This is a genomic window from Aeromonas sp. Y311-2 (genome assembly GCF_027706025.1).
Taxonomy (GTDB): domain Bacteria; phylum Pseudomonadota; class Gammaproteobacteria; order Enterobacterales; family Aeromonadaceae; genus Aeromonas; species Aeromonas veronii.
In genome coordinates this window covers 105,620-129,214 of sequence record NZ_JAPDCL010000002.1, presented here as the reverse complement: position 1 = coordinate 129,214, position 23,595 = coordinate 105,620, and the positions used below count along the sequence as shown (strand labels likewise).

Annotated in this window: 23 protein-coding genes; 20 read left to right on the top strand and 3 right to left on the bottom strand. The window is 57.1% G+C overall.

What is annotated here, in order from left to right; all coding sequences use genetic code 11:
• The first annotated feature begins 175 nt into the window (after nt 1-175).
• The 8 genes from rsxA to gloA are packed head-to-tail and all read left to right on the top strand — an operon-like array spanning nt 176 to nt 7,706.
• Nucleotides 176-757 (top strand): electron transport complex subunit RsxA, encoded by a 582-nt coding sequence (gene rsxA / locus OKC42_RS02585; protein ID WP_005337600.1) that lies wholly within the window; start codon nt 176-178, stop codon nt 755-757.
• 2 nt (nt 758-759) lie between these two features.
• Nucleotides 760-1,338 (top strand): electron transport complex subunit RsxB, encoded by a 579-nt coding sequence (gene rsxB / locus OKC42_RS02580; protein ID WP_005350799.1) that lies wholly within the window; start codon nt 760-762, stop codon nt 1,336-1,338.
• A gap of 14 nt (nt 1,339-1,352) precedes the next feature.
• Nucleotides 1,353-4,064, top strand: coding sequence for an electron transport complex subunit RsxC (gene rsxC, locus OKC42_RS02575; protein WP_199428664.1), 2,712 nt, complete (start codon nt 1,353-1,355; stop codon nt 4,062-4,064).
• Between the two features lie 11 nt (nt 4,065-4,075).
• Nucleotides 4,076-5,128, top strand: a complete 1,053-nt coding sequence (gene rsxD, locus OKC42_RS02570; protein ID WP_005337606.1) for an electron transport complex subunit RsxD — start codon at nt 4,076-4,078, stop codon at nt 5,126-5,128.
• 43 nt (nt 5,129-5,171) lie between these two features.
• On the top strand, nt 5,172-5,804 hold the full coding sequence (gene rsxG, locus OKC42_RS02565; RefSeq protein WP_005359614.1) for an electron transport complex subunit RsxG: 633 nt from the start codon (nt 5,172-5,174) through the stop codon (nt 5,802-5,804).
• 15 nt (nt 5,805-5,819) lie between these two features.
• Nucleotides 5,820-6,581 carry an electron transport complex subunit E gene (locus OKC42_RS02560; protein WP_407704807.1) on the top strand — a complete coding sequence of 254 codons (762 nt, stop codon included), beginning with the start codon at nt 5,820-5,822 and terminating at the stop codon, nt 6,579-6,581.
• Nucleotides 6,582-6,594: 13 nt separating this feature from the next.
• A complete protein-coding gene (gene nth, locus OKC42_RS02555; protein ID WP_199428665.1) occupies nt 6,595-7,236 on the top strand; it encodes an endonuclease III in 642 nt (213 codons plus the stop codon).
• A 56-nt stretch (nt 7,237-7,292) separates the two neighbouring features.
• Nucleotides 7,293-7,706, top strand: a complete 414-nt coding sequence (gene gloA / locus OKC42_RS02550; protein WP_005347113.1) for a lactoylglutathione lyase — start codon at nt 7,293-7,295, stop codon at nt 7,704-7,706.
• An 86-nt stretch (nt 7,707-7,792) separates the two neighbouring features.
• Here gloA and OKC42_RS02545 read toward each other — a convergent pair whose 3' ends face one another.
• Nucleotides 7,793-8,668, bottom strand: a complete 876-nt coding sequence (locus OKC42_RS02545) for a flagellar protein MotY (protein ID WP_005337611.1) — start codon at nt 8,666-8,668, stop codon at nt 7,793-7,795.
• Nucleotides 8,669-8,891: 223 nt separating this feature from the next.
• On the opposite strand from OKC42_RS02545, the gene OKC42_RS02540 reads away from it, so the two are divergent.
• From OKC42_RS02540 to OKC42_RS02505, 8 genes are all read left to right on the top strand, one after another.
• A complete protein-coding gene (locus OKC42_RS02540) occupies nt 8,892-9,857 on the top strand; it encodes an autotransporter domain-containing protein (RefSeq protein WP_199428666.1) in 966 nt (321 codons plus the stop codon).
• Between the two features lie 624 nt (nt 9,858-10,481).
• On the top strand, nt 10,482-11,054 hold the full coding sequence (locus tag OKC42_RS02535) for a hypothetical protein (RefSeq protein WP_270819035.1): 573 nt from the start codon (nt 10,482-10,484) through the stop codon (nt 11,052-11,054).
• An 87-nt stretch (nt 11,055-11,141) separates the two neighbouring features.
• Nucleotides 11,142-11,525: a hypothetical protein gene (locus OKC42_RS02530; RefSeq protein WP_005359606.1), complete on the top strand. Its 384-nt coding sequence runs from the start codon at nt 11,142-11,144 to the stop codon at nt 11,523-11,525.
• Nucleotides 11,526-11,837: 312 nt separating this feature from the next.
• The gene (locus OKC42_RS02525; protein WP_021230635.1) at nt 11,838-12,464 is read left to right on the top strand and encodes a phospholipase D family protein; all 627 of its coding nucleotides are present in this window, start codon (nt 11,838-11,840) and stop codon (nt 12,462-12,464) included.
• Between the two features lie 69 nt (nt 12,465-12,533).
• A complete protein-coding gene (locus tag OKC42_RS02520; protein ID WP_150388841.1) occupies nt 12,534-13,124 on the top strand; it encodes a hypothetical protein in 591 nt (196 codons plus the stop codon).
• 17 nt (nt 13,125-13,141) lie between these two features.
• Nucleotides 13,142-13,297, top strand: a complete 156-nt coding sequence (locus OKC42_RS02515) for a hypothetical protein (protein WP_199428667.1) — start codon at nt 13,142-13,144, stop codon at nt 13,295-13,297.
• A 459-nt stretch (nt 13,298-13,756) separates the two neighbouring features.
• On the top strand, nt 13,757-13,960 hold the full coding sequence (locus tag OKC42_RS02510) for a hypothetical protein (protein ID WP_199428668.1): 204 nt from the start codon (nt 13,757-13,759) through the stop codon (nt 13,958-13,960).
• 139 nt (nt 13,961-14,099) lie between these two features.
• On the top strand, nt 14,100-15,140 hold the full coding sequence (locus OKC42_RS02505) for an IS481 family transposase (protein ID WP_150388840.1): 1,041 nt from the start codon (nt 14,100-14,102) through the stop codon (nt 15,138-15,140).
• A 230-nt stretch (nt 15,141-15,370) separates the two neighbouring features.
• On the opposite strand, the gene OKC42_RS02500 is transcribed toward OKC42_RS02505, so the two are convergent.
• A complete protein-coding gene (locus tag OKC42_RS02500) occupies nt 15,371-16,408 on the bottom strand; it encodes a porin (RefSeq protein WP_021231018.1) in 1,038 nt (345 codons plus the stop codon).
• Nucleotides 16,409-16,803: 395 nt separating this feature from the next.
• Between OKC42_RS02500 and dinG the strand changes: the two genes are divergently transcribed.
• The 3 genes from dinG to OKC42_RS02485 all read left to right on the top strand — a co-directional run bounded on the left by dinG (nt 16,804) and on the right by OKC42_RS02485 (nt 20,756).
• Nucleotides 16,804-18,876, top strand: coding sequence for an ATP-dependent DNA helicase DinG (gene dinG / locus OKC42_RS02495; protein ID WP_199428689.1), 2,073 nt, complete (start codon nt 16,804-16,806; stop codon nt 18,874-18,876).
• Between the two features lie 142 nt (nt 18,877-19,018).
• On the top strand, nt 19,019-19,678 hold the full coding sequence (locus tag OKC42_RS02490; RefSeq protein WP_058056075.1) for a YccT family protein: 660 nt from the start codon (nt 19,019-19,021) through the stop codon (nt 19,676-19,678).
• Between the two features lie 181 nt (nt 19,679-19,859).
• The gene (locus OKC42_RS02485) at nt 19,860-20,756 is read left to right on the top strand and encodes a histone deacetylase family protein (RefSeq protein WP_150388838.1); all 897 of its coding nucleotides are present in this window, start codon (nt 19,860-19,862) and stop codon (nt 20,754-20,756) included.
• A 156-nt stretch (nt 20,757-20,912) separates the two neighbouring features.
• Here OKC42_RS02485 and ylqF read toward each other — a convergent pair whose 3' ends face one another.
• The gene (ylqF, locus tag OKC42_RS02480; protein ID WP_270819034.1) at nt 20,913-21,863 is read right to left on the bottom strand and encodes a ribosome biogenesis GTPase YlqF; all 951 of its coding nucleotides are present in this window, start codon (nt 21,861-21,863) and stop codon (nt 20,913-20,915) included.
• A gap of 323 nt (nt 21,864-22,186) precedes the next feature.
• Between ylqF and OKC42_RS02475 the strand changes: the two genes are divergently transcribed.
• Nucleotides 22,187-23,584 carry an alkaline phosphatase gene (locus tag OKC42_RS02475; protein ID WP_005334065.1) on the top strand — a complete coding sequence of 466 codons (1,398 nt, stop codon included), beginning with the start codon at nt 22,187-22,189 and terminating at the stop codon, nt 23,582-23,584.
• Nucleotides 23,585-23,595: the final 11 nt, after the last annotated feature.

The following is a 23,595-nucleotide window of genomic DNA, read 5'->3' as shown; positions in this document are numbered from 1 at the left end:
TTCTCACCCGGTGGGGATATGACGCAAAACCCACCGGATTCTCGCCCAAAACCCCGGCTAAATTATCCAGTTGCATAATAACCATGCGGCCTTGCGGTTGTTTAACTGGCCCTAACGTCAGATAATACCGCCCGCCTTCAAACCCCGATAACCCGACTTTCAGTGACGGTAATTGATGACTGAGTACCTGCTTTTATTGATCGGCACCGTGCTGGTTAACAACTTCGTGCTGGTGAAATTCCTCGGCCTCTGCCCCTTTATGGGGGTCTCCGGCAAGCTGGAAACCGCCATCGGCATGGGGCTGGCGACCACCTTCGTGATGACCCTCGCCAGTGCCAGCTCCTATCTGGTGGAGCACTATATCCTGCTGCCGCTGGATATCGCCTATCTGCGCACCCTCGCCTTTATTCTGGTGATCGCCGTGGTGGTGCAGTTTACCGAGATGGTGGTGCGCAAGAGCAGCCCGACCCTCTATCGCCTGCTGGGGATCTTCCTGCCCCTCATCACCACCAACTGCGCGGTGCTCGGGGTGGCGCTGCTCAGCATCAATGAGCGACACGACTTTATCCAGAGCGTGATCTACGGCTTTGGCGCCGCCACCGGCTTCTCGCTGGTGTTGATCCTGTTTGCCGCCATGCGCGAGCGTCTGGTCGCCGCCGATGTGCCCGCGCCGTTTCGCGGGGTGTCGATTGCCATGATCACCGCCGGTCTGATGTCGCTGGCCTTTATGGGCTTTACCGGCCTTATCAAGATATAACCATGATCCATATTCTCTTTGCCATTCTGGTGCTCACCCTGCTGGCGCTGGCGTTCGGGATTATCCTGGGCTTTGCCGCCGTCAAGTTTCATGTGGAAGCAGACCCCATCGTCGACCAGCTCGATGCCCTGCTACCCCAGACCCAGTGTGGCCAGTGCGGCTATCCCGGCTGCAAACCCTACGCCGAGGCACTCGCCAACGGCGATCAGATCAACAAGTGCGTACCCGGTGGCGAGGCCACCATGCGCAAGATTGCCGATCTGATGGGGGTCGAGCCCCAGCCACTGGGGGGCAGTGACGAGGCCGCAGTGCCAGTCAAGAAGGTCGCCTTTATCCACGAAGATCAGTGCATCGGCTGCACCAAGTGCATTCAGGCCTGCCCGGTGGATGCCATCGTCGGCGCCACCAAGGCGATGCATACCGTGATTGCCAACGAGTGCACCGGTTGCGATCTCTGTGTCGATCCCTGCCCGACCGACTGCATCGAGATGATCCCGGTGCCCACCACGGTCGATAACTGGAAGTGGGATCTCAATAACGTGCATGTTCCGGGCAAGATTCCGGTCAAGATAGTGGAATAAACAGCGGAGCAACCATGCATTCCTTACTCGAACGTATCAAAGCCGGCACGCTCTGGGACTTTCACGGTGGCATTCACCCCGCCGACAACAAGCTGCAATCAAGCCAGAGCCCGGTGGTAGACGCCGGTCTGCCACCGCGCCTCATCATTCCGCTGCGCCAGCACGCAGGCCCCGCCGGCGATCTGCTGGTGCAGGTGGGCGACAAGGTCAAAAAAGGGCAGCCGCTGACCCGTTATGCCAAGGGGCGGGTCGTCCCTGTCCATGCCTCCACCTCCGGCACCATCACCGAGATTGGCAACCACACGGTTGCCCACCCCTCCGGGCTCGGCGATCTCTGCGTCATTCTCACCCCGGATGGGGAAGATGAGTGGGGCGAGCGCAATGGCAAAGCCGATTACTGGAATCTGGAGCGGGGCGAGCTGCTCGAGCGCATCCAGCAGGCAGGGGTCGCGGGCCTTGGCGGCGCCGTGTTCCCCACTCACAGCAAGCTCGACGGCCGCGGCCAGCTCACCGAGATCCTGATCGTCAACGGGCTGGAGTGCGAACCCTACATCACCACCGATGATCGGTTGATGCAGCAGTACGCCGACGAGATCATGGATGGCATCCGGGTGCTCAAGCACCTGCTCAAACCGAAACTCACCCTGATCGGGGTAGAAGACAACAAGCCCGAGGCGATCGAGCAGCTGACCCGGCACGCCACCGATGAAGATGTGCTGGTCAAGACGGTGCCGACCAAGTACCCCTCGGGTGGTGCCAAGCAGACCATCGAGCTGCTGACCGGCCGTCAGGTGCCCAAAGGCGGCCGCGCGGTCGATATCGGCATCATGGTGCTTAACGTGGCCACCGTGTTTGCCATCAAGCGCGCCATTATCGACGGCGAGCCGCTGATCGAGCGGATCGTCACCCTCACCGGCGACAGCTTCAAAAAGCCCGGCAACGCCTGGGTGCGCCTCGGTACGCCGGTGCGCTGGCTGTTGCAGCGTTTCGAGCTGCAACCGGAAGCGGAGCAGCGGGTGATCATGGGGGGCCCCATGATGGGCTTTACCCTGCCCCACGCCATGGTGCCTGTGGTCAAGGCCACCAACTGCCTGCTGGCACCGACGCAAGCCGAACTGCCCGCCCCCGGCCCGGAGCAGCCCTGCATCCGTTGCAGCGCCTGCGCCGATGCCTGCCCGGCCACCCTGCTGCCGCAAGAGCTCTACTGGTACAGCCGGGCCAAGGAGTATGACAAGGCCGAGAAGCTCAACCTGATGGACTGCATCGAGTGTGGCGCCTGCGCCTGGGTCTGCCCGAGCGAGATCCCACTGGTGCAGTACTACAAGATCGCCAAAGACGACATTCGCGAAGCCCGTGCCGAGGCCGAAAAAGCCGAACGCGCCAAGCAGCGTTTCGAGGCCAAGCAGGCCCGCTTCGAGCGGGAGAAAGCGGCCCGCGAAGCGCGCCATGCCGAAGCCGCCGCCCAGCGCCGTCAAACCATGACGGCCGCAGGCGGCGAAGATCCGGTGGCAGCGGCACTGGCCCGCATCAAGGCCAAGCAGGATGCCCCCATCACAGCCATTACCGCCACCGCAGAGGGCTTGCCTGACAACAGTGCCGTGATTGCCGCCCGCGAAGCCCGCAAACGGGAAGCGGAAGCGCGCCGCGCCGCCAAGCTGGCGGAGAGCGCAAACAGCGACACTGCCGCTGCGGCGCAACCCGCCGAGGCGGTTGACCCCGCCAGCGATCCCAAGAAAGCAGCCATCGCCGCCGCACTGGCGCGCGCCAAGGCCAAGAAAGCCGCTCAGGCAGGCGAGAGCGCCGAGCCTGTGACTGCCGAAGCCGTTGCTGCGCCTGCGGTAGATGCTGATCAGCAAAAGGCAGAGGTTGATCCGAAAAAGGCAGCGATTGCCGCCGCCATTGCCCGTGCCAAAGCCAAAAAGGCCGAGGCCAGTGGCGAGCCGGTAAGCGCAGCCAACAGCGCAACAACCGACGCTGACACCCAAAGCGATACACCCGCAGATCCCAAGAAAGCGGCAATTGCTGCTGCCATCGCTCGTGCCAAGGCCAAAAAGCTGGCGCAGCAGGGCAACAGCGCTGAGGGCGACCTGACCGCAAATGCTGGCACCAGCGAATCCGCTGCAACCCAAAGCACTGCGCCATCTGCGGCCAGCGAAGCGGTCGATCCCAAGAAGGCCGCTATCGCCGCTGCCATTGCCCGCGCCAAGGCCAAAAAGCTGGCCCAGCAGGGCGAGAGTGCCGGTGCTGAAGGTGCGCAGAGTGAGCCAGCTGCCAGCGCACAGACCCGCGACATGACGCTAGCCAAGAGCGAAGTAACCACCAGCCACAGCGATACGGCTGCAAGTGAGGCGGTCGATCCCAAGAAGGCCGCTATCGCCGCAGCCATCGCCCGGGCCAAGGCCAAAAAGCTGGCGCAGCAGAGCGAGCGTATCAGTGCTGAGGTAGAGAGTGCCGGTACTCAGGTAGATAGAGCCGGAACTGAGGGTGAGCGCGCACCGACCGAGCCGATGCAAACCGATGCCGCCAGCAGTGAGCAACCACTTGCCGTCGCAGAGGCGCCTGAAGCGAGCGCCCCTGCGGCTGATGCCCCGGTTGATCCGAAAAAAGCGGCCATTGCAGCCGCCGTGGCCCGCGCCAAGGCGAAGAAGCTGGCGGCCGAGGCGGCCAGAGCTGCAGAGACCGCCGCTGAAGATGCCCCGTCAGCCGACCGAACAACCACAAGGTAATCGACAGACTCATGTTCAATATTGCGACTGCGCCGTTTGCCCATAACCGCAAACAGACCCGAACCCTGATGCTGCTGGTGATCCTGGCCTGCGTGCCGGGCTTGCTGGCTCAGACCTGGTTCTTCGGCTGGGGCTCCTTTATCCAGATCCTGCTGGCGTTGGTGACAGCGCTGCTGTGCGAGGCGCTGGTGCTCAAGCTCCGTGGCCGCGCCATCAAGCCTGCCCTGATGGATGGCAGTGCGGCGCTCACCGCCGTGCTGATCGGTCTCTCCCTGCCGCCGCTGCTGCCGTGGTGGATGCTGGTGGTGGGCACGGCCTTTGCCATCATTGTCGCCAAACACCTTTACGGCGGACTGGGCCAGAACCTGTTCAACCCGGCCATGGTCGCCTATGTGCTGCTGCTGGTCTCCTTCCCGGTGCAGATGACCAGCTGGCTGCCGCCGGAGAGCGTGCGCGCCTACAGCCTCGGCTTTGGTGATGCGGCGTCGGTGATCTTCACCGGCTTTAGCCTCGACGGCTATAGCATGGCCCAGCTCAAGCAGGGGGTGGATGGTCTCACCATGGCGACCCCCCTCGATACCCTGAAAACCGGCCTGACTCAGGGGCTCACCACCGGCGAGATCCTGAGCGGCCCGCTGTTCGAGGGTTGGGGCGGCATCGGCTGGAGCTGGGTCAACCTCGGCTACCTGCTGGGCGGCCTCTTCCTGCTGCAACAGAAGGTGATCAACTGGCGCATTCCCACCGCCATTCTCGGTGCCCTGCTGGCGGCCTCCACCATCGGCTATCTGGTGAGCCCGGATGCGACTGCCACGCCGATGTTCCATCTATTCAGCGGCGCCACCATGCTGGGAGCCTTCTTTATCGCCACCGATCCGGTCAGCGCCTGCACCACGCCGCGCGGCCGACTGGTCTATGGCGTGCTGATCGGGGTGCTGGTCTACATCATTCGCCGCTTTGGCGGCTATCCCGATGCGTTCGCCTTTGCCGTGCTGCTGGCCAACCTCTGCGTACCCTTTATTGACAGCCTGACTCGCCCGAAAGTGTATGGAGCCCGTCGCCAATGATGTTTCTGCCCTTTTCCACCATCACAGCTGACGGAGCCCGGACATGTTAAAGAGCATGCGCAAGAACGGCCTTATTCTGGCGATGTTCGCGCTGGGCTGTACCGCGCTGGTGGTACTGACCAACGAGCTGACCAAGGATAAAATCGCCCACCAGCAGCAGCTGGAGAAGCAGCAGACCCTCTCGGTATTGCTGCCGGAGGGGAGCTATGACAACGATCTGGTGGCCAGCTGCAAGCAAGTCACCAGCAGGAAGTATCTGGGCAGCGATCAGCCGCAAGCCCTCTATACCGCCAGCAAGAATGGCGTGGTGACCGGCTATGCATTGGAGGCGATTGCGCCGGATGGCTATAGCGGGGCGATCCGCATCGTGGCGGGTTTTGATGCCAAGGGCACCATCACAGCCGTGCGCGTGCTCGCTCACAACGAGACCCCGGGCCTGGGTGACAAGATCGAGCTGAAGAAATCGGACTGGATCAACAGCTTTGCCGGAAAATTCCTGACCCATGACAACGAGCCCCAGTGGGCGGTGAAGAAGGATGGCGGCGAGTTTGATGCCTTTACCGGCGCCACCATCACCCCGCGAGCCGTGGTCAAGGCGGTGAAGAACCTGCTGAAACTGCAGCAGGAGCAACCCGAACTGCTCAGCAACGCCCCGGCTTGTCCGGCGGCGAACTAACGGAGTCGAGCCATCATGAAACAGATGGAACAGATTGAAACGGGCGCAACCCCGATTGCCGAGCTGGAAAGCCGCAAGGGCGAGCTCAAGGAGCTGATGAGTCAGGGGCTGTGGAAGAACAACCCCTCGCTGGTGCAGGTGCTGGGGCTCTGCCCGACCCTCGCCGTCTCCTCCACCTTTACCAATGCGCTGGGGCTGGGCCTTGCCACCATGGCGGTGCTGGTCTGCTCCAACCTCGCCGTCTCGCTGGTGCGCAACTGGGTGCCGAAGGATATTCGCATCCCGGTCTATGTGATGATCATCGCCTCGCTGGTGACCAGCGTGCAGCTGCTGATGAACGCCTACACCTATGGCCTCTATCAGGCACTCGGCATCTTTATCGCCCTGATCGTCACCAACTGCGTCATCATCGGCCGCGCCGAGGCCTATGCCTCCAAGAACCCGCCGCTGTTGGCGGCCCTCGACGGCCTGATGATGGGCCTTGGCTTTACTCTGGTGCTGCTGGTACTGGGCGGCATGCGCGAGATCATCGGCATGGGCACCCTGTTTGATGGCGCCGAGCTGCTGCTGGGCGAGTGGGCCAAATCCCTGCGCATCGAGCTGTTCCACGCCGATGCCAGCCTGCTGCTGGCGATTTTGCCGCCGGGCGGCTTTATCGGGCTGGGACTGTTGATCGCCGCCAAGAACGCCATCAACGACTGGCGGGACCGCAAACAAGCAGCCACAGTGGCCCACTGCAACGTTGCCCCGGCTCGCGTCCGGGCGACCGAACTATGATCGGACGCAAGGCATGAACAACCAGAAACGCAGAGAGATCCTCGAGCGACTGCGGGAAAACAACCCCCACCCCACCACAGAGCTCAACTTCAACTCGCCATTCGAGCTACTGATCGCCGTGCTGCTCTCGGCGCAGGCGACCGATGTCAGCGTCAACAAGGCGACCGACAAGCTCTATCCGGTGGCCAACACCCCACAGGCGATGCTGGATCTCGGGGTCGAGGGGCTCAAGAGCTACATCAAGACCATTGGCCTCTTCAACACCAAGGCCGAGAACGTCATCAAGACCTGCGCCATCCTGCTGGAGCGCCATGGCGGCGAGGTGCCGGAGAACCGCGAAGCGCTGGAAGCCCTGCCGGGCGTCGGCCGCAAGACCGCCAACGTGGTGCTCAACACCGCCTTTGGCTGGCCCACCATCGCCGTCGATACCCATATCTTCCGGGTATCGAACCGCACCGGCTTTGCGGTGGGCAAGAATGTGGATCAGGTGGAGGAGAAGCTGCTTAAAGTGGTGCCCGCCGAATTCAAGCTGGATGTCCACCACTGGCTCATCCTGCACGGGCGTTACACCTGTCTGGCTCGCAAGCCCCGCTGTGGTTCCTGTATCATCGAGGACTTGTGCGAGTACAAAGAGAAGGTCTATCCCGACAGCTGATAGCCTCGCAACCGAGATTGAAAGCAGTACACATCACCAACCCGGAGAACTGAGCAATGAGAATTCTGCATACCATGCTGCGTGTCGGCGATCTGCAACGCTCCATCGACTTCTACACCCGCGTCCTTGGCATGAAGCTGCTGCGCAAGAGCGAGAACAGCGAGTACAAGTACACCCTGGCTTTCGTCGGTTACGGTGACGAGAAGGATGAAGCGGTGATCGAGCTGACCTACAACTGGGGGGTGAGCGAGTACGAACTGGGCTCAGCCTATGGCCACATCGCGCTGGAAGCGGACGACATCTACGCCACTTGCGACGCCCTGCGTGCCGCCGGAGCCAAGATCACCCGCGAGCCGGGCCCGGTCAAGGGCGGTACCACCGTCATCGCCTTCGTCGAAGATCCGGACGGTTACAAGATTGAACTGATCGCCAAGAAAGATGCCGGTACTGGCCTGGGTGACAGCTTCTAAGCTATCCGACTCCCGCTGCCGAATGGCAGGATCACAAAAGAGCGCAGATGCGCTCTTTTTTTGTGCTTCTCTGACCGGGGACCGTGCTAGATCTCGCCATTACGCCCCATGCTGATCACCACCCGCCGGTTCTTGGCACGTCCCTGTTCGGTTTCGTTGGAGGCGACGTGCTGCTTCTCGCCATGCCCCTCCACCGAGATCTTGCCGGGATCGATCCCCAGATCGACAAACACCTTCTTGATGGCATCGGCCCGCTTCTCGGAGAGTTTCAGGTTCGGCCAGCGGCCGCCATAGCTATCGCTGTAGGCGTCGATCACCACCACGTCGATGCTCTTGTCCGCCTTGATAAACTCGCTGATCATCGCCAGCCGCCGCTTGGAGGGGATGGAGAGCTGATCGCTGTTCTTGTCATAGGTGAGCACGCTAAAGGCGATATCGTTGAAGCTGTAGGGCAACAGCCCGCTCAGACAGTCGATAAAAGCCTGATATTTGACCCGAAAGTTGACTGACGACAGCGATACACGCACCGCGCGGTTCTGGCGATACCAGTCCCGATACTGGAAGGTCGGCATGCGCCCCCCCTCCAGCTCGTCGAGCATGGTCCAGGCGGTTTGCCCCTCCACCAGCCCATCGAACTGCTGATAGAAGCGCAGCTGGCTAACTTCTCGCCCGGCTATTCCCGGGCGCCATACCGGCGGCATGATGCCAAGGCTCACCGTCTGGGTCTGGGCCTGCGGTCGCTTGCCCTTAAGCTCGAAGTCGAGATTGATCTTGCGCCCGGCACGACTGACAAAAGCCCCCGTTCCCCAGTTGGGAATAGGATGCTCGAGGCGACACTCAATCTGGGTATCGGAGGTCAAACGCCAGACGGATTGATCCAGACCGGCACCAAATTCGGTGACCCCAGCCTGTAACTGCATACTCACGGATATGCTGACCAACCCCAACACCCAAGCGTTCAATTGCTTGTCCTCCACACGATCTCACAAGAGATATCGGCGGCAAGAGGCCAAGCTTTAGCGACAAACTGCAAAGGCGTGCCGTTGGTGTGGCAAAGGCTTGCCCCTCAGCGGCAACCGACCGCAAGCGACGCCTATTCCCCCCTCTTAGCTCCGTGCCAACCGGCAGGAAGCTCGCTACAGTAAAATCAGGGCAACCAGAAGCCGATTATCGGGAACCAAACTCATGCACCGCTCTTGCTCCTCTTTATTGCAGATGTTGTTGCCAATGCTGCTGGCGCTATCCGGCGGCGCCGTCAAGGCCGCAACACAGGATCAGGAGTGGGCACAGGAGCGCGCCAATGCGGTGCTCTCGCTGATGACCTTCACCGTGGTGCCCGACATCACCGCCAGCAACCTCGATATCGGCAGCGGCACCAATCAATCTGCTGCCCTCAACATGACCCAGATCGGCGGCGGTGCCACCATAAGTGAAGCCGTGCCCATCTATTTGGAAGGGGCGATCGGCTTTAGCCGCTACGATCCCCAGTTTGTGGTGAGCAACGGCACCGAGAGCCGCACCCTCCCGACCAAATGGAACAGCCTGACCGCCTCTGGCGGGATCGGCTGGGATATCGCCCTCCATGAAGACCCGCGCGGTGGCCACTGGGTACTGCGCCCCATCGCCAACGTCTCGCTCGGTACCATGGCCAGCGATCTGCGGATCGGCAACTGGCTGCTGGAGCGTACCAAGGGCTACTCGCTGGATTTTCTCGATGGTGGGCAGCTCAATATGTACGGACTGGGAGGCTCGCTGATGCTCGACTACGAGCTCTTTTCAAAGGTACAGGATATCGATATCGAAGTGCGCTACTCCTACCAGCACCTGCAGAGCTTTGGCGGTACCTCGACCAGCGTCCGTGGTCACGCCGAGGCGGAGAACCTCGGTCTCTATCTGCGCCGCCGGGCCCCGCTGTTTGACTGGACACTGCTCGACAGACCGGTGCGCTATGTACTGGAGGGGGCCCATACCGCATATCTGGGGGAGCAGAGGGGGTTGCTTGGCTTTGACTCCCTCAACTCTATCGGCGCCGGTCTGGAGCTGGATAGCAGCAAGTACGACATCATAGTCACCCGTACCCGGCTGGTTGCCCGCTATATGTTCAGCCACAACACCAGCGGTTATTCCATCGGGTTGGCCATGAGTTTCTGAGTCGTTATTTTTGCCTGCCAAAAGTGGGCAATCCTCAGGAAAAGTACATTAACACTCCAGATAATCATGCCTCTATTGATGGAGGGTTTATTTATTCTGTCCTTTTCATATGCCTCACCACCCAGTCATATCAGGTAAAAATATCCACCTGCTGGCAGGCCCATTTTGCCACCCTCGTACACCGAATATTGAAGTTTTTATCTGTATATTTACGGTGCGCAATGGCTGATTGGCCCTTGATATCGCCAGCCTGTGCCCGCTTACAACAGAAAAAAAACAAACGCCCGACATCACAGACCAATGGCCAACTTTATCGATGCCCATAAGAAACCAACCCGGAGGTCCCCCATCTTTTACCCAGTGACCTGAGATGCACCTAACCCATTGTTTTAAATGATTTATAGTTTTTCATATTTTATGAACTCAATTAATCCTGTTTTATTTTACTTACATCACCCGACTGCTAAATTTGGCGTCATCCCGGCAGGACGAGGCGCACTGAAACGACCGACTGCGGGCTACCGATAACAGGTGTGCAATGGGCACAGAAATAACGTTCAGGCATAGCAACCGTTATTTTGACGACATCACACTTGCTGATCCTTGTTGATTTGAGGTTATCTGATGAAAAAAACGCTGCTTGCTCTCTCTGTATTGGTCATAACCGGAACCGCATATGCAGGGGTGCCTGATTTATCCGCTAGCTGTCCTGGACATATTAATCTTCGCGTCGAAGATGGCACGGCTTATATCAATAACCAGCAAGTTCCGCTTAAAAAAGTGAATTCAAATTTCTACGAGGCGAGCAAGGGGCGCACCACCCTCTCCATGGTGAAAAATGGCGACTGGGGCATCACCTATTTTGTCAAAAATGGCGACTGGGGCATCACCTATTTTGTCAAAAATGGCGACAGCGGCGCCTGCCAGCTCAATGACGATGAGAACAATGACGACGGCGATGATGAGAGCGCCAGCAGCGGTGCCTACAACGGCAGCACTGCGCAAACCAAGGTTGCCGAGAACGCCTGCATGAACGCCGTCGCCAGAAAAGCGGGCATCAGCCGCAGCAAACTGACCCTCGACTATGTGGCCGACTCCCAGGCGGGGATGATGATTGATATCAAGGGGCCCCATGACCGGCTCTGGCACTGCCTCACCGACGCCCGCGGCCATATTTATGGCATCAATCAGGACTGATTTCGAGCCACGGCTCAACAGGGCCCACACCTACCGTGGGGGCTCCACCCCTTATCCATTGCAATTATTTGATACAGGTAAATGAAGATGAAATCCAAACAGACTCTGCTCAATGTCACCCTCGGTTGCCTGCTGGCGGTCGGTATCTCCGGCTGCGCCGTGGCCAAAACCCATCACGGCCACAAGACCCATGCCCAAGCGCACGCGCAGGAAGGGGCCGTGCAGTATGGCGACGAGAGCCCGTGGGCTGGCAACTATAAAGCGGTTACTGACGATGGCCGCACCGTGGCCGAAATTCACGTCGATACCACAGGGGAGACCTATATCGATGGCAATCAGGTCAAACCAAGTCACAGCGGCAGCGACTACCTGAAATTCAAGCAGGAGACCATCACTTACACCCTGCGCAAAAGCGGCGCCAGCTGGAAAGACAGCGATGCCGGCACCAGCGGCCGCATCCTGTTCGATTGATAACCCCGACACCGGCCTTGCCAGACACCAAGCCCCGCCAAGGGGCTTTTTTGCACCTGCGATTTACCATCAACCACAGCCCGCCCCGAAAAATCCAGCCTTGTCACAGAGTTAGTGCAATCTGTCACATATTCCTGTTGATGAAATTGTTAGGATGGTTCAGTTCGGCGCCCAATTGTCCGCATGAAACCATGATGTCGATTGCCAGCCGCAGTGGCTGGGTGATCACGGCGCCTGGAATGAAAATGACCTGCCGAACGCCAGCCAAGTATTTGCGCCACCAGTTACACCACAGGGATAGAGATTTTTGCCATGGCCAAGTTTTTGAATACCAGCGCAACCAACTACTTTCTGGAAGAACTTATCAAAGATGCCAAAGATCGTCTGATCCTGATCAGCCCCTTCCTCAAGCTCAACGACAGGATCAAGGAGCTGCTCACCGACAAGAACCGCCTCAAGATCGATGTGCGGATCGTCTATGGCAAAAGCGAGCTGCAACCAGAAGAGATCAGCTGGCTCAAAGAGCTCACCTATATCCGCACCAGCTTTTGCAAAAACCTCCATGCCAAGTGCTATCTCAATGAAGAGATGTGCATTGTCACCAGCCTCAATCTCTACGAGTTCAGTCAGGTCAATAACAACGAGATGGGGGTATTGATCCAACGCTCGGAAGATCATGACCTTTACCGTGATGCCTATGATGAAGCCCAACGGATTATCCGGGTTAGCGAAGAGGTTCGCATCACGTTGGAGCGCGTCGCAAGCAACAGTGACGAGCATGATACCTCGACCGCCAATACAGCTCCGGCACCAGCTTGTCCCAAATGCGGTACCCCTATGGTATTGCGTATCAGCAAGCGGGGGGACACCAAGGGCAATAGCTTCTGGGGCTGTCCCGGCTATCCACAATGCCGCAGCTTGCTCCCTATTGAGAACTAAGCATCGAATTAAAAATCACTTGCTCCTGAACAGATCACTAAATTCATAAATTTAAAATAAGGATGTTGTATGCCAGAGTTAGCTATCTCAGATTTCACTAATATCGCTGTTGCAACGGGCTCACCTAAAAACACAAAACTTAGACAGATCGCTCTTAGAGGTGACTACGCACACTATAAAGATTATTACTTGCAACTTAGAACAGCTATAAAGTCACTTTTTAGCCAAAAGAGACACATTTCATACCTGATTGATATATCACGAAGGCAAAAGGACTCTAGTAAAAAAATAAAATTTGAACGCCTCGCTCAAAATTTTATTCAATGGCAGTCAGGTAAGAAAATTGATGTTTATGCATCATTGCGCGAGTCCTTCGTTTTTAATAGTACAACTATTCATTGTAACCCCGAGCTAAGCGCATTAATAAATGGGGTTAGAACTCATGTCAAGCTCCATTTCACCGAGACACAGAGAATGACAAAGGAGCGAGCGGACTACATCTGCTATTTAATGCATGAAGCAATTCAAGAGGTTGGTGCGGAATATATCGTTCTTGATTTACATTCAGGCCAAGAGTTCAGACTTACCTCTAACAGAGACAGAATGGAGGAAAAAGTGTGTCAGGAAATATTATGGATTGAGCAGAACTGGCCTATTTAACTCTTCGAGGATTATTCATGAAATGTGCACTGTTCTATGATTTTGATGGAACCTTGGCTGAAGGTGATTGCGCCCAGCATGGGGTTATGCCCGAATTAGAGATAACAGATATTCCTGAATTTTGGGCTAGTGTTAAGCGTAGAGCAAAGGACGATGACGGCGATGAAATTTAAACCTATCTTGGCATGCTGGCAGAAAGGGCTCGCATGCTTAAATCTGATGTCCTTAGTACAGAAAAACTAATGATGCATGGACAATCTATCCCCCTATTCAGTGGCGTCGAGTCATGGTTTGACAGAATTGACAGGTTTGCAGAAAGTATTGACCTAGAATTAGAGCATTACATTATATCAAGCGGTCTTGATTCAATGATCAGAGGTACTTGCATTGGAAATAAATTTCGTGACATTTACGCTTGCAAGTATCACTACTCAGATGATAAGTATTACGCAACATGGCCAGCTCAAGCAATAAACTATACAACAAAGACCCAGTTTCTATTTAGAATAAACAAAGGGATACATAATTCTTGGGATAATGGAGAGGTAAACAAATTTATTTAACTTCAAGATAGAGATATCCCCTTCCAGAGGATGATATATCTTGGTGATGGTGATACAGACATTCCATCCATGAAGATGGTCAGATATCAAGGTGGTAGATCTATAGCAGTCTTTGATAACAAAAAATGGCCTTTGAAATCAACTCAAGACAAAGTTGAAAAACTCATTTCTGAAGAGAGAGCTGATTATGTTGTTCCTGCTCTGTATGATGAAGGTAGTCACCTAGATATTACTGTGAAAGGCTTGTTGAGGCTATTTAAAAGAAAGGGATAACTCTTAAATTATGTATTGATATAAATATGGGTGTATGGAGATGGTATTCACCTGACAGTCGCCCACAAAAGGGAGTGGTCATACGGCTTCAAACCGGATAACAAAACTGTACCCCTACCGTGTTATCCGGAGTCACCGTATGACCACCAACGAGAAAGTAGCACGTCGCAAACTCAGCCTGCTAGCGCTCGCCATAGAGCTCAATAACGTCAGCAAAGCCTGCAAGCTCATCGGCTACAGTCGTCAGCAGTTCTACGAAATTCGCCGTAATTACCAGACCTATGGTGCCGAGGGATTGCTCGACAAATTGCCCGGTTGTAAAGGGGCTCATCCCAATCGGGTTGCGCCCGAGATTGAACAGGCCATCCTCGATTACTCCCTCACCAGACCAGCTCATGGCCCGCTGCGAGTCGCGCAAAAACTGGTTCTGCAAGGCATCAACGTCAGTGCGGGCGGTGTGCGTGGCGTGTGGCAACGGCACGACTTGCTCTCCAAACACGACCGCTGGCTGCGCCTTGAGAAAACTCACCGTGAGCAGACCATTGAGCTCAATGACGAGCAAATTCGCCTGTTAGAGCGCTTCAGCCCCGAGTTTCGCGAACGCCAGATTGAGGTCCACTACACCGGGGAACTGGTGGCGGTCGACACCTTCTTCGTCGGCGCGCTCAAGGTGGTTGGTAAGGTGTATCTGCAAACCGTGCTGGACTGCTACAGTCGCCACGCCTGGGGACGGCTCTACACCAGCAAGCTGCCGGTGACCTCGGTTCATGTGCTCAATGAAACGGTGCTGCCGTTTTTCGAGGCCCACGAGGCGCGGGTCTATACCATCCTGTCGGACAACGGGCGCGAGTTCTGTGGGCGCCCTGACCACCATCCCTACGAGCTGTTCCTGCAACTGGAGGGGATTGAGCACCGAACCACCAAGGTGCGCAGACCGCAGAGCAACGGCTTTATCGAACGGCTGCATCGCACACTGCTGGATGAACACTTCCGCATCAAGGGGAGGACGACCTGGTATGAGTCGGTAGAGCAGATGCAGACAGACCTGGATAGCTATCTGGTGCACTACAACACCCAGCGGCCACATCAGGGCAGGATGATGGAGGGTCAGACCCCCTACAGCATGTTCAAGAAGGGTCTGAAATTGATACCGAAGGAAGTGCGCACTAAAGTAGCGTAAACAAGACACCGGTTTGAGGCCGGTGTCAGGTGATAACTAGATCTGTACACTGTACAAATTAACCGAGACCGGCAATTTGCCAACTATCACTAGAAATTACAATCCGGCGATTCACCAGAACTCCGTTACGCAATAGCAATGCAGCCAAAAAGAAAATGGCCGAGATATCATCTCGGCCATTCGTAGCTTGGTCAAAGACTCAAGCCTGGATATTACTCATGTGCAACTTATTAGAAGTTGTACTGCAGAGCAACAGTCCACTCGTCATCTTGCTTGTCGATGCCCTGGATCTTGTACTCGGTGTAAGCTTTCAGCTTCGGAGTGAAGGCATACTGAACACCCAGCAGGGTCTCGTCAACCAGATCCTTGTAAGTAGAACCAGCAGCTTGAGCGTTGGCCTTGCCTTCTTTGAAGTTGTAGCCAGCCAAGAAGGTCCAAGCGTCTACGTTGTAAGAAGCAGCCAGCTCGTAACCACGGCCGTCATCTTTCATGCCCAGGCTCTTGTTCTTCACTTCGCCTTCAGTGTAAACACCAGCGAAGTAGAAACCATTGATAGCGTAGTGCGCGCCCACAGCCCACTCGTCTTTCTTACCAGTGTGGCCATTAACTTTGTTTTGCAGGTCAGAGTAGGCATAACCGGCATTGAAGCCCAGACCGAAGTCAAAGTCATAACCAGCAGCTACGCCGTAAGCTTTCTTACGCTTAACGTCTTTACCCCAAATAGCGTCTTCTTTGATCTTCTGACCAACGTCAGTGATTTTGACCGCTACGTCATCGTTGGTTTGGTAGGAAACTTTACCTTTGAAACCACCGAAGGTGTTGGAGTAGATGATTTGACCTTCTTGACGACCGTCATAGAAGTTACCGGCATCGCCCCACTCGTTGAAAATATCGGTCGGCTCGAGTACGTCGTAGAAAGCGGTATCGGTCTGACCGAAGATGATTTTACCGTACTGGGAACCATCAAAACCGGCATAGATGTGACGCGGATCGATGTCGCTGGTGTTGCTACCAGAGTTTTCAGCAGCTACTTGCCACTCGGTTTTAGCAATGGCAGACCAAGTGTTGTTCAGAGCTACTTTACCAGACCAGCCCAGACGGGTTGCACCAACCAGTTCTGCTGATTTGTCGTTAGCTTCGCCGTAGTAGTTAGCCTGTACACGGCCGTATACGTCGAAAGTGGTACCGTCTTTGTCATAGATCACTGCGGCGTTAGCGGCGGATGCAAACAGAGCCGGAATAGCAATAGCCAGAATTGTCTTTTTCATAGTTTCCAATGCCTACTGTAATTAAACACTAAGTTGTTGTTATTCCCTGTGTTAGCGAGGTTCTTTGCATCACTATGCCGCCGAGACTAGCACCGGATTTTTTGAACCGCAATGAAAAAACTTGGAACTTTTTACGCAAACCATAGTCACGGGGGCAAAAATGTGAGCCAAGTCTCACCTGACGGCAAGACAAAAGGAAAACGTTTACAATGAATTCTGCTGATTATTTGGACTCAAATAGTCTATTTTGCATGCAAATGACGCTAGCTACCTGATAAACAACCAAAGTGGTCTGATCAGCGTAAAACTGCCGTGATAATGGCTGTTGCCTCGACCTCACCAAGGGGTTGCGGGTATCCTTGTCCTTCGATTAACCCCTAACTGGCCCTCTCTTCATGCTCTCTACTCGCCTTAAAACCACCATTCGTCAAACCTATCGCCAGATTTCGGATGGATTACCCGGTTTTGTGCCGCGCAAAGAGCAGAACTTTCTGGTGGCAGAGATAGCCAAAACCCTGACCGGCGAGTACGACAAACAGCGCCGTATTCTGGTTGCCGAAGCAGGAACCGGTATCGGCAAATCTCTTTCTTATGCGCAGGGTGCCATCCCGGTGGCGCGGCTCACCCAGAAGAAGCTGGTGATCTCCACCGCCACCGTGGCCCTGCAAGAGCAGTTGATCCACAAAGACCTTCCTTTTTACCATCGCCACAGCGAGCTGCCGTTTCGCTTTATGCTGGTCAAGGGGCGTCAGCGCTACTGCTGCGAGCATCTGCTGGAGCAGGCAGCCAGTGGCGCCGAGATGGCCAACTTCGAGCTCGACTTTGGCAGTCTGAGCAAATCCAAACCATCTGACAGCGACAAAGATCGCTACCAGGCTTTGTGGCAGGCCTACACCAATGGCAAGTGGGACGGTGATCGGGACAACTGGCCGGAGCCCATTCCCGACACTTGCTGGGATCGCATCGCCGCCGACCGCCACACCTGCAACAAGGCGCTGAGCCATCACCAGCACTGCCCCTTTCATCGCGCCCGCAACGACATGGAGAGCGCCGATGTGCTGGTCGTCAACCATGCGCTGCTACTCTCCGATCTGACCATGGGCGGAGGCATCATTCTGCCGCCCCCTGATGAGTGCATCTATGTGCTGGATGAGGCCCATCACCTGCCCACCATCGCCCGGGATCACGGCGCGGCGTCGGCCAGCGTCAAAGGCTCGCGTCGTTGGCTGGAGAAGCTGGTACAAAGTGCAGGCAAGCTGGCGCGGACTCTTAATAAGGAGAGCCTGCTCGACCCCCAACTCAAACTGCAGGATGCACTGGCTTCCATCCAGCCCGATCTGAAGGCGGTCGAGCAGTGGCTCAGCGCCAACGATCGGCTGTTTGGCACGGAACCCCACTACCGCTTCGCCGAAGGGGTATTGCCGGATCCCCTGCCCATGCTGGCAGAGAATCTCAAGGAGTCGAGCAAGAAGGCACTGCGGGCGCTGGATCGGATGCAAGGGGCCATAGGTGAAGCGCTGAAAGATGGCGAGATCCGCCGCAAGGAGGCCGAACCTCTGCTGGCAGAGAGCGGTTTTCATCTGCAACGGCTGGAGAGTTTCTGCGCCCTCTGGGAGATGCTGGGGCGCCATGTGCCGACCGGCAAAACCCCGCTCGCCCGCTGGATGGCCAAGAGCGATGACGGCGATATCTGGCTGCACGCCTCACCGATTGAGGTAGGCTATCTGCTGGAGGAGTGGCTCTGGTCGAAATGTCTGGGAGCCGTACTGGTCTCCGCGACCCTCACCGCCCTCTCTTCCTTTAGTTATTTTCGCCATCAGGTGGGGCTCAAGGAGCACGACGGTACCCGCTATCTGCGCCTGCGCTCCCCCTTTGACTATCAGAAAGCCGAGCTCTATCTGCCCAAGATGGAGCACGAACCCAACTCGCCGGCCTTTACCAACGAGCTCATCAGCGTACTGCCACGTATTCTGGCCGGCAAAGAGGCGAGTCTGGTGCTCTTCTCCTCCTACCGCCAGATGAATGAGGTGGCTGTTGGCTTGCGAGCCAAGGGACTGTCATTGCTGGTGCAGGGGGAAGCCTCCCGCAATGCCCTGCTCACCCTACACAAACAAAAGTGCGATGGCGGTCAGGCCAGCATCCTGTTTGGTACCGGCAGCTTCTCGGAGGGGCTGGATCTGCCGGGTCACTACCTTACCAATCTGGTGATCACCAAGCTCCCCTTTGCGGTGCCCAACTCACCGGTCGAGGAGGCTACCGCCGAATGGGTGGAGCAGCGAGGGGGGAACCCGTTTCTGCAACTGACGGTACCAGAAGCATCGCGCAAACTGATCCAGGCCTGTGGCCGCCTCATCCGCAAAGAGGCAGATCGGGGGCGGGTCACCATTCTGGACCGGCGTCTGCTGACCAAGCGTTATGGCAAGGGGTTGCTTGATGCCCTCCCCCCGTTCACACGTCGGATCGAGTAAATCAGCCGGCCGCTATTGATAAACAAGCTGACAGCAGCGCGAACGTTGACCACCAGAAAGAGCCATTGCCGCAGTAGGCCAAACCTGTAAAAATGAGCCCCTGTTTTCAGTGGGCAATCGCCTGACTGTTCAAGGAGATGAAATGAAACTGACTGTTCTGGTACCGGCGCTGGCTGGTCTGTTGTGGGCCGGTAGCGCCCTTGCTGATGCCCAATTGGAAGTGACCACCCCGTATGTCGTCCAGCTGATCGATGGTCAATCCATCAACCCCAAGCTGCTCGACAAAACCAGCACCTTCCCCCTCTCTGCTGGCAAACACCAGTTGGTCGTCGCCTTTGAAGGCAACTACTCCAGCCGTAACGAAATCAAGCTGGTCACCGCAGAGCCGCTGGTGCTGAACTTCACCGCCGCCGACAATCAGCAGCTAGTGCTGGACTATAAAAAGCCCCGCAACGAAGCCGAAGCCAAGCAGTTTGTCAAAGAGCAGAAAGTGGCGCTGAAAGACAAGGTCAGTGGTCAGCAAGTGAGTAGCGAACAGTTCGTGATGCCGAAAGTAGAGGGCTTCCAGCTGACCCGTGACTATCAGCAAGAGCTGATCAACATGGGGAAAGCCTTCAACCAGCCCAAAGCGGTTGCCGTCTCCTCTGCTGCCGTGATGGCTGCCGCCAGCGCACCGGTTCAGGTTGCCCCCAGCAAGGCTCAAAGCAATCCGGAAGCGCTGACCCAGTTGCAAAACTGGTACAACAAGGCCGATGCGGAAACCCGCAAAGCCTTCCAGATCTGGGTTATCCAGCAGCAATAAGCCGGGCTGAGTGATTGACTGAAAGGGGAGCCAAGCTCCCCTTTTCCATATTCTGCGGTCTCACTCACGACGCGTCTTGATTTATGCGCTGCCACTTCCCCTTTATATAGGGAGTACATATATGGATTCATCTGCTGATTTCATATATAGAAAGCGCCACCTCGCCAGGGAGAATGGCACCATGTCGTTGCGCATTTTCTATCACCCCCTCTACTCCTCCCTGACGCTACCCGAGCGCCATCGCTTCCCGCTGGCCAAGTATCAAGGGCTGTTTGAACGCCTGCAGGTGCAGGGTTACCCCCTTGGCGAAGCGCCCGCCGCTACCCGGGAGCAAATCTGTCGCATACACGATGCCGATTATGTCGCGGCGGCCCTGAGCGGCCAGCTGGAAGATCGCGCCATCCGCAAGATCGGTTTTCCCTGGTCACCCATGCTGATAGAGCGCACCTTGCGCTCGGTGGGTGCCACCGTTGCCGCCAGCCGCTATGCACTTGAGCAGGGCTGCGGCTTACAGATCTCCGGTGGCTACCACCACGCCCATCGGGATCACGGCAGCGGTTTTTGTCTGTTCAACGATCTGGTGATTGCCGCCCAGACTTGCCTCGACGAGGGGCGCTGTGAACAGGTGCTGATCGTCGATCTCGATGTGCATCAGGGAGATGGCAGTGCGGCCCTGTGCGCCGGAAGGCGCGATATCATAACCCTCTCCCTCCATGGGGAGCACAACTTTCCCCATCACAAAGCCGCCTCTCACCTCGACTTTCCGCTGCCAAGCGGCATGACGGACGATGCCTATCTCACCACACTGCAACAGGCGCTCTCACTGGCACTGCGGCTCTATTCGCCGGATCTCATCCTCTATCAGGCAGGCGTCGATGTGCATCATGCCGACGAGCTTGGTTATCTCTCCCTGAGCGATGAAGGGGTGCGCCTGCGCGATGCCATGGTTTTTGACTGCGCAATCAAACATGGGTTGCCTGTCGCAGCTCTGCCCGGTGGCGGCTATCGCCGCGACTGGCAACAGCTGATCCCGCTTCATATGTCGCTGTTTGAAACGGCGCGCCAACGTTTTGGCTGATGGCATGGCTTGATAGCGCGGACAAGCCATGAGAAGTGGGCGGCATTTCACCAGATAAGACAGAAGAGGCGACCCTTGGATCGCCTCTTCGTGTTTCGTCATCTCGGTCACACAAGCTCGCTCGTTGTCAGGCAAGCTCGGGACGCCTGAGGATAACTATTTCTGACGCTTGCGGGCGTACTTGCGGCGGGCACGTGCCTGACGCTCCTCTTCCCGCTCGGCCTTCTCTTTGGCTTTTTGCTCGGCTTCTGCGGCGGCTTCGACAATCTCGACGCTCACCATCTCCGGCGTCTCCAGCGAGATGCGGCCAAGCAAGCCGGAGCGGAACTCGTTGATCAGGATCTCGGACGCCTTGTGCAGGTCGGCCAGCCCCCCTTTGCGCATAAACGCCCGCTGGCGGGCGATCATCTCCAGCAGCTCGATCTCGGTCTCGGGCAGCTCGTCAATCTGGTAGCGCGCCTTGATCCGCTCCGGATAGGCCTTGATGAAGTAGTCAGCGGCAAACATGGCGATATCGGCATAGTCGAACACCGTGTCCTTGATGGCCGCAGTGATGGCCAGACGATAACCGCAGGAGGGCGGGTTGAGCTTGGGCCAGAGAAAACCCGGGGTATCGGTCAGGATGACGTTGTTATCCAGCTTGATCCGCTGCTGGGACTTGGTCACCCCCGCCTCGTTGCCGGTACGGGCGATGATGCGCCCCGCCAGAGTATTGATCAGAGTGGACTTGCCCACGTTGGGGATCCCCATGATCATGGCGCGCACGCCGCGCAGCTCCAGATTGCGCTCCGGCAGCATCTCGTGGCAGAGGGTCAGCAGTTGCTTGATCTTCTCGGGCTCCTGCTGGGTCAGGGGCAGCGCCTTGATCCCCTTGTCTTTTTCCATGTGCGCCACCCACAGATCGGTGATCGCCGGATCGGCCAGGTCCGCCTTGTTCAGCACCTTGATCACCGGGGTATCACCACGCAGCTCGGGCACCAGCGGGTTTTCGCTGGAGAAGGGGATGCGGGCATCGAGCATCTCGATGATCACATCGACCTGGGGCATGACCTCGGCAATCTCTTTGCGGGCCTTGTGCATGTGACCGGGGAACCAGTTGATGGACATATCCGTTACTCTCTGTGGGGGCTGCGGGCGCGCGCATGGAACAACAGGCGCTCTGCCGCGGGCATCGAACGAAGGGGGCGCATTTTACCTGCTGCGGGCCTCTTTTGACAGGTCATTCTAACCATCACCTCATCAAATCAGCAAACCGCCGAGGCGGAGCAACCTTGCCGGAAGCGACCGGACCAACTGGCTCAATTGATAGATAACACATTGATATAGTGTAACATTTTCATCACTTTTTCACACAACCGTCACCGATAGTCAGTAAAAGTGTCATCTGCCCCCTCTAGGCTGCGCTCAGGTTTTACAAGGAGCGAACCCCAATGAGAAAAATGGCAGGACTTGCAGTGATGATCGGCGCCGCCCTGGCTGCCGGCTGCAAATCAGACAATGACACGGTGGCGACCAAGCCCGCAGCCCAACCCACCAACGTCATCTTCTTCCTCGGTGACGGCATGGGCCTCAACACCCTGACGGCGGCCCGCATCTACGGTGTCGGCGAAGAGGGTGATCTCACCATCGATACCCTGCCAGAGACGGCCTTTATCAAGACCTTCTCCCACGATGCCCAGGTCACTGACTCGGCCCCCTCCATGGCGGCCTACATGACCGGGGTCAAGAGCAACAACGGCGTCATCAGCATGGACGGCGACGCCACCTATGAGAGCGACTGCAGCAAGAGCGCCGGCAAGCCGGTGACCACCCTGCTGGAGCTCGCCAAAGCCGATGGCCGCGGTACCGGTGTGGTAACCAGCACCCGGGTAACCCACGCCACCCCGGCGGCTACCTATGCCCATATCTGCAACCGGGATCTGGAAGCGGATATCGCCGTCCAGCTGGTACCGGGCGGCAAAGGCTACAACAGCGCCCTCAAGGAGGGGCTGGATGTGGTGCTCGGTGGCGGCAGCAGTTTCTTCTTGCCCAAAGCCGACAAGGGCAAGCGGGAGGATGGCCGCAACCTCATCAGCGAAATGCAGGCCAAGGGCTACCAGTTTGCCAGCAATCTGGATGAGCTGAACAAGGCCGATGCGGGCAAGCCGCTGCTGGGCCTGTTTGGTTCCAGCCACATGAAATATGACCTGGACCGTCCCGCCAGCGAGCCGTCACTGGCCCAGATGACCCTGGCCGCCATCAAGCAGCTCAAGGGCAAAGAGAAGGGTTACTTCCTGATGGTGGAAGGGGGCCGTATCGACCACGCCCTGCACGACACCAACGCCAAGCGGGCGCTGCAGGACACCATCGCCTTCGACAACGCCATCAAGGCTGCTATCGACGAGGTGAAAAAGAGCGACCCCGAGCTGAAAAACACCCTGATCGTGGTCACCGCCGACCACGACCACACGCTAGTACTCAACGGCTATGCCAAGCGCACCGGCAAGACCACCGCCGACAACCCCGGCGTACTCGGGCTGGTGAAGAACTACGAGACTGGCGAGCCAAGCAAGGATAGCGAGGGCATGCCCTACACCATCATAGGTTTTGGCAACGGCTACAACCGGGTGGATGGCCCGCGCAGCAGCGTTGCCCCGCTCGACGATGCCACCGTCTCCGCCAATGACTACCACCAGGAAGTGGTGGTCAAGGTGGGCGAGATCGGCAACGAGACCCACGGCGGCACCGATGTCTTCCTCGGCGCCATCGGCAAGGGGGCTGACAGCTTCCATGGCTCACTCGATAACACTGCCGTGTTCGGCAAGATCAAGGCTGCGGCCAAGCTGTAAGGAGCACTTTC

Coding starts and splice junctions, on each gene's coding strand:
- rsxA (WP_005337600.1), top strand. CDS start 176: ATGACTGAGTACCTGCTTTTATTGATCGGCACCGTGCTGGTTAACAAC.
- rsxB (WP_005350799.1), top strand. CDS start 760: ATGATCCATATTCTCTTTGCCATTCTGGTGCTCACCCTGCTGGCGCTG.
- rsxC (WP_199428664.1), top strand. CDS start 1,353: ATGCATTCCTTACTCGAACGTATCAAAGCCGGCACGCTCTGGGACTTT.
- rsxD (WP_005337606.1), top strand. CDS start 4,076: ATGTTCAATATTGCGACTGCGCCGTTTGCCCATAACCGCAAACAGACC.
- rsxG (WP_005359614.1), top strand. CDS start 5,172: ATGTTAAAGAGCATGCGCAAGAACGGCCTTATTCTGGCGATGTTCGCG.
- OKC42_RS02560 (WP_407704807.1), top strand. CDS start 5,820: ATGAAACAGATGGAACAGATTGAAACGGGCGCAACCCCGATTGCCGAG.
- nth (WP_199428665.1), top strand. CDS start 6,595: ATGAACAACCAGAAACGCAGAGAGATCCTCGAGCGACTGCGGGAAAAC.
- gloA (WP_005347113.1), top strand. CDS start 7,293: ATGAGAATTCTGCATACCATGCTGCGTGTCGGCGATCTGCAACGCTCC.
- OKC42_RS02540 (WP_199428666.1), top strand. CDS start 8,892: ATGCACCGCTCTTGCTCCTCTTTATTGCAGATGTTGTTGCCAATGCTG.
- OKC42_RS02535 (WP_270819035.1), top strand. CDS start 10,482: ATGAAAAAAACGCTGCTTGCTCTCTCTGTATTGGTCATAACCGGAACC.
- OKC42_RS02530 (WP_005359606.1), top strand. CDS start 11,142: ATGAAATCCAAACAGACTCTGCTCAATGTCACCCTCGGTTGCCTGCTG.
- OKC42_RS02525 (WP_021230635.1), top strand. CDS start 11,838: ATGGCCAAGTTTTTGAATACCAGCGCAACCAACTACTTTCTGGAAGAA.
- OKC42_RS02520 (WP_150388841.1), top strand. CDS start 12,534: ATGCCAGAGTTAGCTATCTCAGATTTCACTAATATCGCTGTTGCAACG.
- OKC42_RS02515 (WP_199428667.1), top strand. CDS start 13,142: ATGAAATGTGCACTGTTCTATGATTTTGATGGAACCTTGGCTGAAGGT.
- OKC42_RS02510 (WP_199428668.1), top strand. CDS start 13,757: ATGAAGATGGTCAGATATCAAGGTGGTAGATCTATAGCAGTCTTTGAT.
- OKC42_RS02505 (WP_150388840.1), top strand. CDS start 14,100: ATGACCACCAACGAGAAAGTAGCACGTCGCAAACTCAGCCTGCTAGCG.
- OKC42_RS02500 (WP_021231018.1), bottom strand. CDS start 16,408: ATGAAAAAGACAATTCTGGCTATTGCTATTCCGGCTCTGTTTGCATCC.
- dinG (WP_199428689.1), top strand. CDS start 16,804: ATGCTCTCTACTCGCCTTAAAACCACCATTCGTCAAACCTATCGCCAG.
- OKC42_RS02490 (WP_058056075.1), top strand. CDS start 19,019: ATGAAACTGACTGTTCTGGTACCGGCGCTGGCTGGTCTGTTGTGGGCC.
- OKC42_RS02485 (WP_150388838.1), top strand. CDS start 19,860: ATGTCGTTGCGCATTTTCTATCACCCCCTCTACTCCTCCCTGACGCTA.
- ylqF (WP_270819034.1), bottom strand. CDS start 21,863: ATGTCCATCAACTGGTTCCCCGGTCACATGCACAAGGCCCGCAAAGAG.
- OKC42_RS02475 (WP_005334065.1), top strand. CDS start 22,187: ATGAGAAAAATGGCAGGACTTGCAGTGATGATCGGCGCCGCCCTGGCT.